Below are 14,612 nucleotides of genomic sequence, written 5' to 3' on the forward strand. Positions count from 1 at the left end.
ATGCCGAGGGGTTACCCACCGCGGTCAAGCGGTAACCAGCTGGATTCCCATCAGCAGGACGGCGATCAACGGCAGCACGCCCTGGGTGACGGCCGCGCGGGCCTTGTCCGGCGAAGACACCAGCAGCACCAGCGCCGCGGCCAGCATCGAGCCCACCCCGGCCAGCACCAGCGCTGCCCCGACGGCGCCGTGGCCGGCGAGCGCCGCGCCCACGCCGATACCGGTTACCACGGCCAGAAACAGGTTGTAGAAGCCCTGATTGAACGCCAGTTCCTTGGTGGCCTCCGCTTCCTCTGCGGACAGCCCGAAGGTCGCCCGGGTGCGCGGCGACGTCCAGGTCAGCGACTCCATCACGAAGATGTACACGTGCAGCAGGGCGGCGAGGCCGGCGACGACGAGAGCGGCGGTGAGCATGGGGAACTATTCAAACAGACCGGTCTGCCCGAAACCCGCGACCGGCGGTTGCAGACCCAGATGCGTCCACGCCAGCGGGGTCGCGACCCGACCGCGGGGGGTGCGCGCGATCATCCCGGCGCGCACCAGGAAGGGCTCGCAGACCTCCTCGACGGTGGTGGCTTCCTCCCCCACCGCGACGGCAAGTGTGGACACCCCGACCGGCCCGCCACCGAAGCTGCGGGTCAGCGCCGAGAGCACCGCGCGGTCCAGGCGGTCCAGGCCGAGCTCGTCGACGTCGTAGACCTCCAGCGCCGCCTTGGCGATATCGCGGGTGATGACGCCGTCGGCACGTACCTCCGCGTAGTCACGCACCCGGCGCAGCAGCCGGTTGGCGATGCGCGGGGTACCGCGGGAGCGCCGGGCCACCTCGGACCCGGCGGCGGCCTCCAGTTCGATCCCGAGGATGCCCGCCGAGCGGTGCAGCACCCGCTCCAGATCGGCGGGCTCGTAGAAATCCATGTGCGCGGTGAAACCGAAGCGGTCCCGCAGCGGGCCGGTCAGGGCTCCCGATCGGGTGGTCGCACCCACCAGCGTGAACGGCGCCACGTCGAGCGGAATCGAGGTGGCCCCCGGGCCCTTGCCGACCACGACGTCGACCCGGAAATCCTCCATCGCCAGGTAGAGCATTTCCTCGGCGGGTCGCGCGATGCGGTGGATCTCGTCGATGAACAGCACATCGCCTTCGACCAGGTTGGACAGCATCGCCGCAAGGTCGCCGGCACGCTCCAGCGCCGGGCCCGAGGTGACCCGCAGCGCCGAGCCCAGTTCGGCGGCGATGATCATCGCCAGCGAGGTCTTGCCCAGGCCGGGCGGACCGGAGAGCAGGATGTGATCCGGTGTGCCGCCACGGTTCTTGGCGCCTTCGAGGACCAACTGCAACTGTTCGCGCACCCGGTGCTGCCCGATGAACTCACCGAGCGTGCGCGGTCGCAGGCTGGCATCGATATCGCCTTCGCCGACGGTGAGCGCCGGTGACACATCCCGGTCCCCGTGCTCGTCGTCCTGGAGATCCTCGTCGAATCTGCTCATTTCTTACCCAGCATCGACAGTGCCGCGCGCAGCGCGGTCGAGGTGGTTGCCGCGGGGTCTCCGGCGAGTACCTTGTCGGTGGCCTCCTCGGCCTGCTTGACCGCAAAGCCAAGGCCGACAAGGGCTTCCACCACCGGCATCCGCACCGCGTGCCCGCCCGCCGCCGCCGAACCGCCGGCGCCGGGGACCGCACCGATCTTGTCGCGCAGTTCCAGCACCAGCCGCTCGGCCCCGCGCTTACCGATGCCCGGAACCCTGGTCAGCGCGGTGACGTCGCCGTCGGCGAGCGCCTGGCGCAGCGAGGTCGCGTCGTAGACCGCAAGGGTGGCCAGCGCGATCTTCGGGCCGACACCGGACACCCCCAGCAGGGTGGTGAACAGATCGCGCGATTCACCGTCGGCGAAGCCGTACAGCGTCATCGAGTCCTCGCGCACGATCATCGCGGTGATGAGCCTGGCCTGCTCGCCGCGCCGCAACGTGGACAGCGTGGACGGGGTGGCCATCACCTTGTAGCCGACACCGGCGGCCTCCACGACCGCGTGATCCAGCGCGATGTCGATGATCTCGCCGCGTACCGAGGCAATCATGCGCGAGCCGCCTTCAGCTTGGACTCGTAGGTGCGTTTGGCCGCCGCGGCCTTGGCCTCCGCCTCGGCCATCCGGGCGATCATCGGCGCCCGCCAGCAATGACAGATGGCCAGCGCGAGCGCGTCCGCGGCATCCGCCGGGGTGGGTTTCTGTTGCAGCCCAAGGATTTTGGTCACCATGGTGGTGACCTGCGCCTTGTCCGCGCGGCCGTTGCCGGTCACTGCGGCCTTGACCTCACTGGGGGTGTGAAAGTGCACGTCGATATCGCGGCGGGCCGCGGCCAGGGCGATCACCCCGCCGGCCTGCGCGGTCCCCATCGCGGTGTTCGCGTTCTGGTTGGCGAACACCCGCTCGATGGCGATGACGTCCGGGCGGTGGGTGTCCATCCAGTATTCGACGGTGTCACTGATGGCGAGTAGCCGCCGGTGCAACGCCTCGCCGGCCGGTGTGCGCACCACGTCGACGTCAAGGGCGACGACATGGCGTCCGCGGCCGGTCTCGATCACCGACAGCCCGCAGCGCGTCAACCCGGGATCGACTCCCATTACCCGCACGCCAACCCCTTCACCATCAGAACACGTGTTCGATAGCCTAGCGGCCGGGTGGGACGCCGCGGGCGAGGGACACGCTCATTTCGGCAAGCTCATAGCGTGAAGTGGCCGGACCGCCAGCCGCCCGCGATCTGCAGGGTCAGCTCGTCGAGGCGCGCGCCCGAGCGCCGCCAGCCGCGCACCAGGTGCGACTCGATCTCGGCGCCGTCGCGCTCGACGACGATCCGCCACCGCACCCCGACCGCCTTACCGAGCAGCCAGAACGGCCACAGCAGCAGGAATGGCGTCGCGAGCACGAGGCCGAACAGTCCGTCGAAGGCCAGATCGACGATATCGCCGAACGGCCACCACCGGCGATGCACCGACCACTGCCGCCCGTTGGGGTCCGTCACGACTGCCACCCGCGATATCTTGCCGTGCGGCATGGCTTCAGGCGAGTGGTGACAGCGGCCGGGTCAGTCCTCGTCGAGCTGTGCCGCGACGTCGTCCGGAATGTCGATATTGGTGTAGACGTCCTGCACATCGTCGCTGTCCTCCAGCGCATCGATGAGCTTGAGCACCTTGCGGGCTCCGTCGAGGTCCACCTGCACACTCACCGAGGGCTGGAAGCCGGATTCGGCCGAGTCGTAGTCGATACCGGCGTCCTGCAGCGCGGTGCGCACCGCCACCAGATCGGTGGGCTCGCAGATGATCTCGAAGCCCTCGCCGAGGTCGTTGATCTCCTCCGCGCCGGCCTCCAGCACGGCGCCGAGCACGTCGTCCTCGGTGAGGCCGTTCTTGTCGAGCGTGACCACACCCTTGCGGGAGAACAGGTAGGAGACCGACCCCGGGTCGGCCATGTTGCCGCCGTTGCGGGTCATCGCGACGCGCACCTCGCCGGCGGCGCGGTTGCGGTTGTCGGTGAGGCATTCGATGAGCACCGCAACACCATTGGGTCCGTAGCCCTCGTAGGTGATGTTCTGCCAGTCGGCACCGCCGGCCTCTTCACCGCCACCACGCTTGCGGGCCCGCTCGATGTTGTCGTTGGGCACCGAGGACTTCTTGGCCTTCTGGATGGCGTCATAGAGCGTCGGGTTGCCCGCCGGATCGCCACCGCCGGTGCGCGCCGCTACCTCGATGTTCTTGATCAACTTGGCGAACATCTTGCCGCGCTTGGCGTCGACGACGGCCTTCTTGTGCTTGGTGGTGGCCCACTTGGAATGGCCGCTCATGCAGGTACGCCCTCTTTCTGGTGAAACGTCGACTGCACAGTCTACGGGCACCGGTGATCGGTCAGAACAAGTCCGCGTCAACATAGCGCTGCAGATTGGGCGCCATGGCGGCGACCAGATCGTCCTCGCTCATCGAGGCCACCGGTTCGACCCGCCAGACGTACCGCATCATGGCCAGCCCCATGATCTGCGAGGAGATCAGACCGCTACGGACCCGCCGGTCCTGTTCGTCGGCGCCCACTCGCGAGGCGCCCATCAGGCTCCCCTCCACCACCCGTCGCAGTTTCTCCCGCGTCGATTCCTCGTGGGCGGCGGTCAGCAGGATGGCCCGCAGCACCGGCCCGATCTCCGCATCGGCCCAGGCGCCCAGCATCAGCCGCAACAGCGCCACGCCCAGGTGCTCCGGGGGCGTGGTCCAGGTGGCGGCGACGGAGTCCAGCCAGCGGGCCGGGGGCGTGGTGGCGGCGTCGAGCAATCCCTCCTTGGATCCGAAGTAGTGATAGATGAGCGCCGGGTCCACATCGGCGCCCCGGGCGATCGCACGCAGGGTGGTGCCCGCCCAGCCGTGCTGGGCGAACTCTTCCCGGGCGGCGGCCAGGATGCGCGCCGACAACACCCCGCGCTCATCCCGCGGCCCGGGGGGCGGCTTCTTCGGCATGTCCGGAACCCTAGCAGAAGTTTCACGTTGCGTTGAGACTAGTTTCAACGTAGCGTGAGACTCATGACCTTGAACGGCCCCCAGACCACCGGCCGCGCCTTTCGCAACCTCAGCTCGCCGGAGCACACCGTCCGACACGACGTCAATATGGCGGTGCCGATGCGCGACGGGATCTCGCTGGTCGCCGACGTGCACCGGCCCGATGCCCGTGGCCGCTTCCCGGCGCTCGTCGCGGCATCGCCCTACCCTCGCCAGATCCAGGATCTCGGCGCACCGATGGGGTTCATCGAGGCCGGCAACACCGAGTTCTGGGTGTCACGCGGCTACGTCCACGTCATTGCCAACGTCCGCGGAACCGGCGGCTCCGGAGGCGAATTCGGCTTCTTCGATGGCGACGAGCGCCGCGATATGCACGATCTGGTCGAATGGACGGCCGCGCAGCCATGGCGTGACGGCAATGTCGGGATGATCGGCATCAGCTATTTCGCGATGACCCAACTGGAGGCGGCCGTCGAGCGGCCCCCGCACCTGAAGGCGATCTTCCCGCTGGCGGTCACCGCGGACCTGTTCGAGGCCTCGTCACATCACGGGCTGGTCAGCTCGGCGTTCATCACGCCTTTCCTCTCCATGATGGGACTGACCGCGTCACGCAGCGACGAGTTCTGGCGCAGTGTGCCGATGAAGCTCGCCCGCAAGGTGCTCAATACGGGTCCACTGCACCGCAAGTTCGGCACCATGAACGGTGAGGCGGCGGTGACGATGATGCACCAGCTACTCAAGCTGCCCCACGATCCGCACCCGTGGGACCAGCTGTGGCTCGACGTGTTCGTCAACCATCCCGTGCGTGACGAGTGGTGGGACGAACGCGATCTCACACCGCTGCTGAAGAACATCGAGATCCCGGTCTATCTCGGATGTGACTGGGAGAACGTGCCGCTGCACCTGCCATCGACGTTCATCGCATGGAAGGCGCTGGCGGACAACCCCAACGTGCGGATGGGGATGCTGGACAGGTTCGGGCTGACCTGGCCATGGGAGAGCCTGCACGAAGAGGCCCTGGCCTGGTACGACCATTGGCTCAAGGGCCGCGACACCGGAATCCTCGACGGTGATCCCGTTCGTTACGCCCTGCCCGGCGCGCCCGGCTGGCACGCCGCCCCGTCCTGGCCGCCGGCGGCTGCGCATCACGCGTTCGCGCTGCGCGCCGACGGCGTGCTCGACACCGATGAGGGCGACAGTGGCGCACGTGAATTCATGACATTGGGCGCTGGTACCGGCCGGGTCAAGGCCGGCGCGATCGACCCGCCGGCGAGTCTGACGTGGACATCGAACCCGCTGCCGGACGACCTGGACATGGTCGGCGAGATCGAGCTGCGGATGATCGCCTCGGCCACCGCGGCCGACACGGCGTGGATCCTCACCCTCCAGGACGTGGCCCCCGACGGACAGGTCACCGATGTGACCGCGGGCTGGCTGCGGGCCGGGCTGCGGACGGTCGACGAAGTGGCCAGTGCACCCGGCGCTCCCGTACTCCCCTGCCGAACACCGGTTGCGGTGCCCATCGGTGTGGATGTCGAATACCGAATCCCGCTGGTGCCCAACGCGCGGCGATTCGCTGCCGGAAATCGCATCCGGCTGGTGATCGCCGGCGACGACCAGAATCCGCAGACACCGGCGATCATGAACTTTCGGCACGCATCGGTGGGGACCAGCAGCCGCAACACGGTGCGTTCGTCCTCGCGCCTGCTGCTGCCGGTGCTCGCCGGGTAGTCGGTCAGCGCACCAGTGTCGCTCCCCCGTGTTAACTCAGCCACACTCACTGCCGGAGGAACTTACTCCAAAGTAAGGTAACCGCCATGACCTTCTCCCTGGAGTTGCCCTCGGACCTGCTGGACGTGCAGAAGTGGGTGCACGAGTTCGCTGCCGACGTCGTCCGTCCCGCCGCAGCCGAGTGGGACGAGCGCGAGGAGACCCCCTGGCCGATCATCGCCGAGGCGGCCAAGATCGGTCTCTACTCCCTGGAGATGTTCGCCGAACAGTCCGCGGAACCCACCGGACTCGGCATGATCGTCGTCTTCGAGGAACTGTTCTGGGGCGATGCCGGTATCGCGCTGTCCATCCTGGGCACCGGACTGGCGGCCGCCTCCGTCGCCGGATCCGGCACCCCCGAGCAGATCGGCGAGTTCCTGCCGCAGATGTTCGGTACCGTCGACAAGCCCGAGGTCGCCGCATTCTGCGCCTCCGAGCCCAACGCCGGTTCCGATGTGGGCTCGATCCTGACCCGGGCCCGCTACGACGAGGCCACCGACGAATGGGTGCTCAACGGCACCAAGACCTGGGCCACCAACGGCGGCATCGCCAACGTCCACGTCGTCGTGGCATCCGTGCACCCCGAGCTCGGCACCCGCGGCCAGGCCTCCTTCATCATCCCGCCGGGCACCAAGGGCCTGAGCCAGGGCCAGAAGTTCCTCAAGCACGGGATCCGCGCGTCGCACACCGCCGAGGTCGTGCTCGACGATGTCCGCATCCCCGGCCACCTGATCGTCGGCGGCAAGGAGAAGTTCGACGCGAAGATCGCCAAGGTGCGCGAAGGCAAGAAGGCCGCCGGCCAGGCCGCGATGGCGACCTTCGAGCGGACCCGCCCCACCGTCGGCGCGATGGCCGTCGGGGTGGCCCGCGCCGCCTACGAGTACGCCCTCGATTACGCCTGCGAGCGGGAGCAGTTCGGCCGCAAGATCGGCGATTTCCAAGGTGTCGCGTTCAAGCTCGCCGATATGAAAGCGCGCATCGACGCGGCCCGGCTGCTGGTGTACCGGGCCGGCTGGATGGCCCGCAACGGCAAGCAGTTCGAGAACGCCGAGGGGTCGATGGCCAAACTGGTGGCCAGCGAGACCGCGGTCTATGTCACCGACGAGGCCATCCAGATCCTCGGCGGCAACGGTTACACCCGCGACTACCCCGTCGAGCGGATGCACCGCGACGCGAAGATCTTCACGATCTTCGAAGGCACCAGCGAGATCCAGCGCCTGGTGATGAGCCGCGCGATCACCGGCCTGCCGATCCGCTGAAATTACTTGTAACAGAGCAAATTTGACGTATCCCTGTCCCCCGCAGGATAGTGCGACCGCAGCGCGGTGGCGAGAACGCGGTCGAGTGTACGGTCGGGCAGCAACGGCAACCAGCGGATCAAGGCGGCTTCGCGCCCGACCGGGTAACGCGTACGGGGTCTGCGTGCCGTCACCGCCTTGACGATGACCTTGGCTGCGGCGTCGGCAGGCACACCCGATTCGGTGGACGATGCGGCCTGGTTGTTCACCGCGTGCACCAGGGCGCCGTAGCGGACACTCTGCTCGGACGTCATGGTCGACACCAGCTCACCGGCCGCGGCGATCGCCCGCTCGAGCATCTCCGTGCGTACGGCGCCCGGTTCGATCACCACCACCCCGACACCACACGCAGCCTGCTCGCGCCGCAGCGCATCACTGACGGCTTCGAGCGCGAATTTCGTTGCGGCATAAGGTCCATAGCTGGCCATCGCGACCCTGCCGCCCACCGAGCTGATATTGACCACTCGACCCTTGGCCGGTATCAATGCAGGCAGCAACGCCTGGATGACGGCGACCTGACCGAACAGGTTGACCTCGAACATCCGGCGCCACTCGTCGATCGGGAACACCTCTATCGGCACATTGGCCTGGACGGCGGCGTTGTTCACCACCGCCCGCAACCGGCGGCGCCGCGGGTCGGCGGCCACCCGTTCGGCCAGCGCCCGGATGTGGTCCGGTTCGGTGATGTCGAGTATCAGTGGCTCCACACCGGGCCCACGGATCGCCAAGGCGTCCCGGTCGCGCCGGACACCGGCGAGCACATGGAACCCACGCTCGGCCAGCGCGCGTGCGGTGGCGGCGCCGATTCCCGCGGACGCACCCGTGACGACCACCAACTCTGAGATTTCAGATGACAATGTCATCTCGATGAGACTACGCTTCCAGATGACACTGTCAACTAAGATGGCGCCCATGGTGACCCGCGTTGAATCGGCCGCCGCGACGCGCCGCGCCCTGCTCGACGATGCCGCGGAGCTACTCGACAGCGGAGGTCCCGACGCCGTGACGCTGCGCGAGGTCGGCGCGCGGACCGGCCTGAGCCGAGGCGCGCCCTACCGCCACTTCGCCAACAAGGACGCCCTGCTGACGGCGGTTGCCGCCGAGGGCTGGGAGCGCATCGGTGATCGCATGTCCGCCCTAGTGGCCGACACGCAACTTCTGCCCGCCGACAAACTGCGCGCGGCGCTACTGAGCGTCATCGAGATCAGCAGGCAGCAGCCGCACCTGTATCAACTGATGTTCAGCGCACCGGCGGGAGACCCGACCGCGGTAGCCCGTGCCGCACAACGCATGTGCGACGAATTCACCGCCATCGTCGCCATGATCGTCGGCGCACAGTCCGCGCAGCGCTGCTCCGCCCTGCTGCTGACCGGTGCGCACGGTGCCGCGGGCCTGGAATCCAGTGGTCTGCTCAGCAACGACAAATGGCACACCACCGCCGAGGAGCTCAGCGACAGCCTGATCGCCGCGATCGCCCCGGATTAACGGCCGGTCACCATATCCACGAACAGCGCGTGCACCCGCCGGTCGCCGGTCATCTCGGGGTGAAACGAGGTGGCCAGCACCTGGCCCTGCCTGACCGCGACGGGATGACCGCCCGCGGTGGCCAACACCTGCACCGCCGGTCCGACCCGTTCCACCCAGGGGGCCCGGATGAACACCGCGTGCACCGGAGTGTCGAGGCCGGTGAACGTCAGATCCTCTTCGAAAGAGTCAACCTGACGCCCGAAAGCGTTGCGCCGCACCGTCATATCGATGCCGCCGAGCGGTAGCGCCGCGCGTCCGGGTACCCCGGCGTCCAAGATCTCGCTGGCCAGCAGGATCATCCCCGCGCAGGACCCATAGGCCGGCAACCCGTCACGCAACAGTCCGCGCAGCGGCTCCAGCAGTTCGAACTCACCCAGCAGATGGCTCATCGCGGTCGATTCGCCGCCGGGGATGACAAGTGCGTCGACGGATTGCAGCTCGGTCAGCCGGCGTACCGTGACGGCCTCGGCGCCGGCCTCGGTCAGCGCCGCCAGATGTTCGCGGGTGTCCCCCTGCAGGGCGAGCACCCCTACCCGCACACTCACCGGGCGGGCGGGGTGAAGCCGCGCTGATAGCGGGTCAGACCCTCCTGCATCACGGCGGCGACCATTTCGCCGTACTGGTTGAACAACTTGCCCTGGGTCAGCGCCCGGCCGCCGCACGCCGACGGTGAGGACTGGTCATAGAGCAGCCATTCGTCGGCGCGGAATGGCCGCATGAACCACATCGCGTGATCCAACGACGCGATCATCAGGTGCTTGCGCTCCTCGGGATGATTCACCTGCGCCGAACCCAGCAGGGTCAGGTCGCTCAGGTAGGCCAGCGCGCAGATGTGCAGCACCGGATCATCGGGCAGCGGATCACGGTGGCGGAACCACACCTGTTGCTGAGAAGCCTTGCCCGGCAACTTGTTCACCTGGTCGCGGGGAACGATGCGCACGTCCCACTCGTCGAACTGCCGGAAGCTGGCATCGTCGAACACCCTCGAGTTGGTCATGAAGCCGGGGATGTCGTCGGGTCCGGGAGCCGACGGCATGGCGTCCTGGTGTTCGATACCGCTCTGGTCGGTCTGGAACGAGGCCGACATGCTGAAGATCGTCTGGCCGTGCTGCACGGCGCTGACCCGGCGGGTGGCAAACGACCCGCCGTCGCGGATGCGTTCCACCAGGTACACCGACGGCGAGCGGGCGTCCCCGGGCCGCAGGAAATAACCGTGCAGCGAGTGGACCTGGAACTTCGGGTCCACCGTGCGCACCGCCGACACCAGTGATTGACCGGCGACGTGACCGCCGAAGGTGCGTTGCAGGAACCCGGACTCCGGGCTGAACACGCCGCCGCGATAGATGTCGACTTCGAGTTGCTCGAGGTCGAGGATTTCTTCGATGGACATCTGCGGCGACTACCAGCCTCGTTCGGCGAGCCGGTGGGGCTGCGCAATGTCCTCCACGTTGATGCCGACCATGGCCTCGCCGAGCCCGCGCGACACCTTGGCCAACACGTCGGGATCGTCGTAGAAGGTGGTGGCCTTCACGATCGCCGCGGCCCGGGCCGCCGGGTCACCGGACTTGAAGATGCCCGAGCCGACGAACACGCCCTCGGCGCCGAGCTGCATCATCATCGCCGCATCGGCGGGGGTGGCGATACCGCCGGCGGTGAACATGGTCACCGGCAGCTTGCCGGCCCGAGCCACCTCGGCCACCAGCTCATAGGGGGCCTGCAGCTCCTTGGCCGCCACGAACAATTCGTCCTCGGACAGCGAACCCAGCCGGCGGATCTCGCCGCCGATGGACCGCATGTGCGTGGTCGCGTTGGAGACGTCGCCGGTGCCGGCCTCACCCTTGGAGCGGATCATCGCCGCACCTTCGGTGATCCGGCGCAGCGCCTCGCCGAGGTTGGTGGCCCCGCACACGAAGGGCACGGTGAACTTCCACTTGTCGATGTGGTTGGTGTAGTCGGCCGGGGTGAGCACCTCGGATTCGTCGATGTAGTCGACCCCGAGGCTCTGCAGGATCTGCGCCTCCACGAAATGCCCGATGCGCACCTTGGCCATCACCGGGATGGTGACCGCGGCGATGATGCCTTCGATCATGTCCGGATCGCTCATCCGCGAGACACCGCCCTGGGCACGGATGTCGGCGGGTACGCGCTCCAGCGCCATCACCGCCACCGCACCCGCGGCCTCGGCGATGCGCGCCTGCTCGGGGGTGACGACGTCCATGATGACGCCGCCCTTGAGCATTTCGGCCATCCCGCGCTTGACCCGCGCGGTACCGGTCTGACTACCGGAACCAGGTGCGGTTTCCATCAGTGTCTCCTTCACTTCGCTACTGATTCAGTCTAGGGGTGGTGCCAAATCAATTGGATCCGCAGTCTCAGCGAATCAGCTGGGGCTGCGTACCAGGCCCGGCGCCCCGCACGTCGGCAAGCTCGCCGGCCCGCGCCAGCAGTTCGCCGAGCTGCAGCGGATACACGGTTTGCCCCTTGGCGACCAGCTCGTCGATCATTGTCTCATCGCACCAGAGATGACCGTGCAGGTAGCGCCGCTCCAGGTCGGTGTGCCCCGTGGTAGCAGGTTCGAAGTGCGCCGTGCGGTGCACGAAGAACAGCTCCTCGCTGTGCATCACCGAGCCGTTGAAGTCGATGACGGCCTCCCGCCGCCACACCGGACCCACCAACTCGGCCGGCGACAGCGCCAAACCCGTCTCCTCGGCCAGTTCGCGGACCGCGGTCTCGACGAGATCCTCGCCCGGCTCGACCGCCCCGCCGACGGTGAACCACCAGCGCGGTGCGTCGGCACCACCACGGGCCGGGTCCGAACCGCAGAACAGCAGCACCTTGCCGGCCTCGTCGAGCAGGATGACCCGCGCCGAGACGCGACGGGTGAACTGCCCGGGATCCCGCGCCGCCGGTCCGGCCCGTTCCGCGATCTCGAAATAGGTGGGCAGCGCCGCGGTGCCGCCCAGGTGCAGCAGCCGCACCAGCGGGCGTTCCCGCAGCGCCAGGGTGTCGCGCACGGCGTCGTTGTGGAACCGGCGGGCCAGCAGCACCCGGGCCTCCGCATCGGCGAGCTCGGCGACCAGCGCCACCGGCAGCGACAGCGGATCGACGCTTCCCAGCGCGGCCGACAGTTCGTTCTCCGCGGCCTCACGCATGGCCCGGGGCGCGCGTTCGGCGGCATCGGCGAGGGCGGCCAACCGCTTGCCCTCCGGCGCCCGGCCGTAGGCGTCCACGGCGACGGCACGCGCGACCACCGCGCGACGGGCCAACAGTCCATCCAACGCCTGCCAGGACAGGTCATAGCGCACGTGCAGGCGGTCCAGCCGGTTGGCGGTGAGGTAGGCCCAGCTGCCGAGCAGCAGCAGCACCACCCCGAGCAGCACCGCGAGCACGATCAAGAGAACCGTCATGAACCGGCCACCGCCACCTTGGCGCCGACACCGCTGACCGTCTCGTACACCCGCATGATCTCGCCGGCCACCACCGACCAGTCGTAGCGCTGCACGGCCCGCGCCCCCGCGGCCACGTAGCGCTTGCGGGCCTGGTCATCGCCGAGCAACTCGATCAGACTGGTGGCCAACGCATCCGGGTCGTCGACGGGCACGAGCCGACCGGCTGCACCGTTGTCGAGCACCCGCCGGAAGGCGTCGAGGTCGCTGGCCACCACCGCGGTGCCGGCGGCCATCGCCTCCACCAGCACGATGCCGAAGCTCTCCCCGCCGGTGTTGGGTGCGCAGTAGAGATCGACGCTGCGTAGCGCCGAGGCCTTGGTGGCATCGTCGACCGCGCCGAGGAACCGCAGGTTCGCCGCACAGTCGCCGGCCTCGTTGGCCAGTTCCTGCTCGTCGCCGCGGCCCACCACCAGCACCTCGACGTCGGGGAATTCGGCGACCAGCCGCGGCAACGCGCCCAGCAACACCGACATCCCCTTGCGCGGCTCGTCGAACCGGCCGAGGAACAGCACCGAACGCCCGGGCCGCGGATAGCCGTCCAACATCGGCGCCGAAGCGAACTCCGCGACCGGCACCCCGTTGGGGATCTCGACCGCGTCGGAGCCCAGGGCCTCCATCTGCCAGCGCCGCGCCAGGTCCGACACCGCGATGCGGCCGACGATCTTCTCGTTGAGCGGGCGCAGCATGCCCTGGAACACGCTCAGCGTCAACGATTTCGTGGTCGAGGTGTGAAACGTGGCGACGATCGGCCCCTCGGCGATCATCAACGCCAGCATGGAGACGCTCGGCGCGTTCGGCTCATGCAGATGCAGCACATCGAAATCGCCCTCGACGAGCCACTTCTTGACCTTGCGGTGGGTGGCCGGGCCGAACCGCAGGCGTGCGACCGATCCGTTGTACGGAATGGGGACGGCCCGGCCGCCGGACACCACGAAATCGGGCAGCCGGGTGCGGGCGTCGTCCGATGCGGGAGCCAGCACACTGACGAAATGCCCGCTTGCCAGAAAGACCTCGGCCAGCTGCAGCACGTGGGCCTGCACCCCGCCGTGCACATCGAACGAGTACGGGCACACCATCCCGATGCGCATCGGCCGTTCCTAGTTTCCGCCGAGCCGGGCGCGGCGCTCGTCAGAGAGGTCGGCCACCCACTGCGGTTGCAGCATGTGCCAATCCGCGGGGAATTCGGCGATACCGGCGGCGAAGTGGTCGGCCAATGTCTGGGTGATACGCCCGATATCGCCGCAGGAGGTGTCCAGCGGGGCATGGATACGCAGGCCCCAGCCGTCGCCGTCGAACCAGGTGTGCGCGGGCAGCAGCGCGGCCCCGGTCTGCAGCGCCAGCTTCGCCGGCCCGGACGGCAATCGGGTCTGCTCACCGAAGAAGTCGACCGGAACGCCCGAGCGGGTCAGATCTCGGTCGGACATCAAACAGACCAGGCCGTTGTCGTCGAGGCGTTCGACGAGGATCTCCGAGGGTGGCCGGGCTCCCCCGGTCAGCGGCAGTACCTCGAATCCGAGGCTCTCGCGGTAGGCGACGAATCGGTTGTACAGCGACTCCGGCTTGAGCCGTTCGGCGACGGTGGCGAACTGCCCGTAGGTGTGCGTCAGCCACACCCCGGCGATATCCCAGTTGCCGCTGTGCGGCAGCGCGAGGACCGCGCCGTGACCGGCCGCCAGGGCCTCCCCGACGTGGTGGTCGCCCTCGACTCGCTCCTGCACGCTGGCGGCGACCGCGGTGTGGTCCATCGAGGGCAGCCGGAACGCCTCGCGCCAGTACCGCGCATAAGAGGCCAGCGACGCGCGGACCAGGCTGCCCGGCACCTGTCCGGCGGGCACGCCGAGCACCCGGCCCAGGTTCTTGCGCAGCTGCTCGGGTCCCCCGCCGCGCGCCGCGTACAGCGCGCCGGCGTCGAACATGTTGCGGGCGGCGAACTCCGGCATGGCCCGCACCATCCGCCAGCCCGTCGCATATCCGAGATCGGAGAGGTGCCCGCCCAGCGGCACCCGCAGGCCACCGAATCTGGGCAGCCCCGAGGTC

17 protein-coding genes are annotated in these 14,612 nt (G+C 68.4%); 3 read left to right on the forward strand and 14 right to left on the reverse strand.

The annotated features are described in order from the left end of the window. Positions 1–24 precede the first annotated feature (24 nt). The 7 genes from A7U43_RS18175 to A7U43_RS18205 form a co-directional block, all read right to left on the reverse strand. Positions 25–414 (reverse strand): DUF1304 domain-containing protein, encoded by a 390-nt coding sequence (locus A7U43_RS18175; RefSeq protein WP_067998113.1) that lies wholly within the window; start codon positions 412–414, stop codon positions 25–27. Positions 415–420: 6 nt separating this feature from the next. Continuing rightward, the gene (ruvB, locus tag A7U43_RS18180) at positions 421–1,485 is read right to left on the reverse strand and encodes a Holliday junction branch migration DNA helicase RuvB (RefSeq protein WP_067998114.1); all 1,065 of its coding nucleotides are present in this window, start codon (positions 1,483–1,485) and stop codon (positions 421–423) included. After that, a complete protein-coding gene (gene ruvA, locus A7U43_RS18185) occupies positions 1,482–2,072 on the reverse strand; it encodes a Holliday junction branch migration protein RuvA (RefSeq protein ID WP_067998115.1) in 591 nt (196 codons plus the stop codon). The genes ruvB and ruvA overlap by 4 nt, the downstream gene beginning before the upstream one ends. Further along, positions 2,069–2,626, reverse strand: coding sequence for a crossover junction endodeoxyribonuclease RuvC (ruvC, locus tag A7U43_RS18190; RefSeq protein ID WP_067998118.1), 558 nt, complete (start codon positions 2,624–2,626; stop codon positions 2,069–2,071). Before ruvC ends, ruvA begins: the two co-directional genes overlap by 4 nt. A gap of 89 nt (positions 2,627–2,715) precedes the next feature. Continuing rightward, positions 2,716–3,024: a hypothetical protein gene (locus A7U43_RS18195; RefSeq protein ID WP_068003080.1), complete on the reverse strand. Its 309-nt coding sequence runs from the start codon at positions 3,022–3,024 to the stop codon at positions 2,716–2,718. A 54-nt stretch (positions 3,025–3,078) separates the two neighbouring features. Next, positions 3,079–3,834 carry a YebC/PmpR family DNA-binding transcriptional regulator gene (locus tag A7U43_RS18200; RefSeq protein ID WP_067998120.1) on the reverse strand — a complete coding sequence of 252 codons (756 nt, stop codon included), beginning with the start codon at positions 3,832–3,834 and terminating at the stop codon, positions 3,079–3,081. Positions 3,835–3,895: 61 nt separating this feature from the next. Continuing rightward, entirely contained in the window at positions 3,896–4,492 is a 597-nt protein-coding gene (locus A7U43_RS18205; RefSeq protein WP_067998122.1) for a TetR/AcrR family transcriptional regulator, read from the reverse strand. A 63-nt stretch (positions 4,493–4,555) separates the two neighbouring features. On the opposite strand from A7U43_RS18205, the gene A7U43_RS18210 reads away from it, so the two are divergent. Beyond that, positions 4,556–6,262: a CocE/NonD family hydrolase gene (locus tag A7U43_RS18210; protein ID WP_067998124.1), complete on the forward strand. Its 1,707-nt coding sequence runs from the start codon at positions 4,556–4,558 to the stop codon at positions 6,260–6,262. Between the two features lie 86 nt (positions 6,263–6,348). Continuing rightward, positions 6,349–7,560, forward strand: coding sequence for an acyl-CoA dehydrogenase family protein (locus tag A7U43_RS18215; RefSeq protein WP_067998126.1), 1,212 nt, complete (start codon positions 6,349–6,351; stop codon positions 7,558–7,560). Between the two features lie 2 nt (positions 7,561–7,562). Here the strand turns inward: A7U43_RS18215 and A7U43_RS18220 are convergent, their stop codons facing one another. Further along, positions 7,563–8,462, reverse strand: coding sequence for an SDR family NAD(P)-dependent oxidoreductase (locus tag A7U43_RS18220; RefSeq protein WP_068003083.1), 900 nt, complete (start codon positions 8,460–8,462; stop codon positions 7,563–7,565). Between the two features lie 49 nt (positions 8,463–8,511). Between A7U43_RS18220 and A7U43_RS18225 the strand changes: the two genes are divergently transcribed. Next, a complete protein-coding gene (locus tag A7U43_RS18225) occupies positions 8,512–9,084 on the forward strand; it encodes a TetR/AcrR family transcriptional regulator (RefSeq protein ID WP_068003085.1) in 573 nt (190 codons plus the stop codon). Here A7U43_RS18225 and pdxT read toward each other — a convergent pair. From pdxT to A7U43_RS18255, 6 genes are all read right to left on the reverse strand, one after another. Next, positions 9,081–9,671 carry a pyridoxal 5'-phosphate synthase glutaminase subunit PdxT gene (pdxT, locus tag A7U43_RS18230; RefSeq protein WP_067998128.1) on the reverse strand — a complete coding sequence of 197 codons (591 nt, stop codon included), beginning with the start codon at positions 9,669–9,671 and terminating at the stop codon, positions 9,081–9,083. The genes A7U43_RS18225 and pdxT overlap by 4 nt on opposite strands. Next, a complete protein-coding gene (gene tesB / locus A7U43_RS18235) occupies positions 9,668–10,516 on the reverse strand; it encodes an acyl-CoA thioesterase II (protein WP_067998130.1) in 849 nt (282 codons plus the stop codon). Before tesB ends, pdxT begins: the two co-directional genes overlap by 4 nt. Positions 10,517–10,525: 9 nt before the next feature. After that, positions 10,526–11,431, reverse strand: a complete 906-nt coding sequence (gene pdxS, locus A7U43_RS18240) for a pyridoxal 5'-phosphate synthase lyase subunit PdxS (RefSeq protein ID WP_068003089.1) — start codon at positions 11,429–11,431, stop codon at positions 10,526–10,528. A 67-nt stretch (positions 11,432–11,498) separates the two neighbouring features. Next, positions 11,499–12,533, reverse strand: a complete 1,035-nt coding sequence (locus A7U43_RS18245; protein WP_067998132.1) for an NUDIX hydrolase — start codon at positions 12,531–12,533, stop codon at positions 11,499–11,501. Further along, on the reverse strand, positions 12,530–13,663 hold the full coding sequence (locus tag A7U43_RS18250; protein WP_067998134.1) for a glycosyltransferase family 4 protein: 1,134 nt from the start codon (positions 13,661–13,663) through the stop codon (positions 12,530–12,532). Before A7U43_RS18250 ends, A7U43_RS18245 begins: the two co-directional genes overlap by 4 nt. 9 nt (positions 13,664–13,672) lie before the next feature. Continuing rightward, entirely contained in the window at positions 13,673–14,527 is an 855-nt protein-coding gene (locus tag A7U43_RS18255; RefSeq protein ID WP_231963698.1) for a phosphatidylinositol mannoside acyltransferase, read from the reverse strand. Positions 14,528–14,612: the final 85 nt, after the last annotated feature.

The organism is Mycobacterium adipatum (assembly GCF_001644575.1).
Lineage (GTDB): Bacteria > Actinomycetota > Actinomycetes > Mycobacteriales > Mycobacteriaceae > Mycobacterium > Mycobacterium adipatum.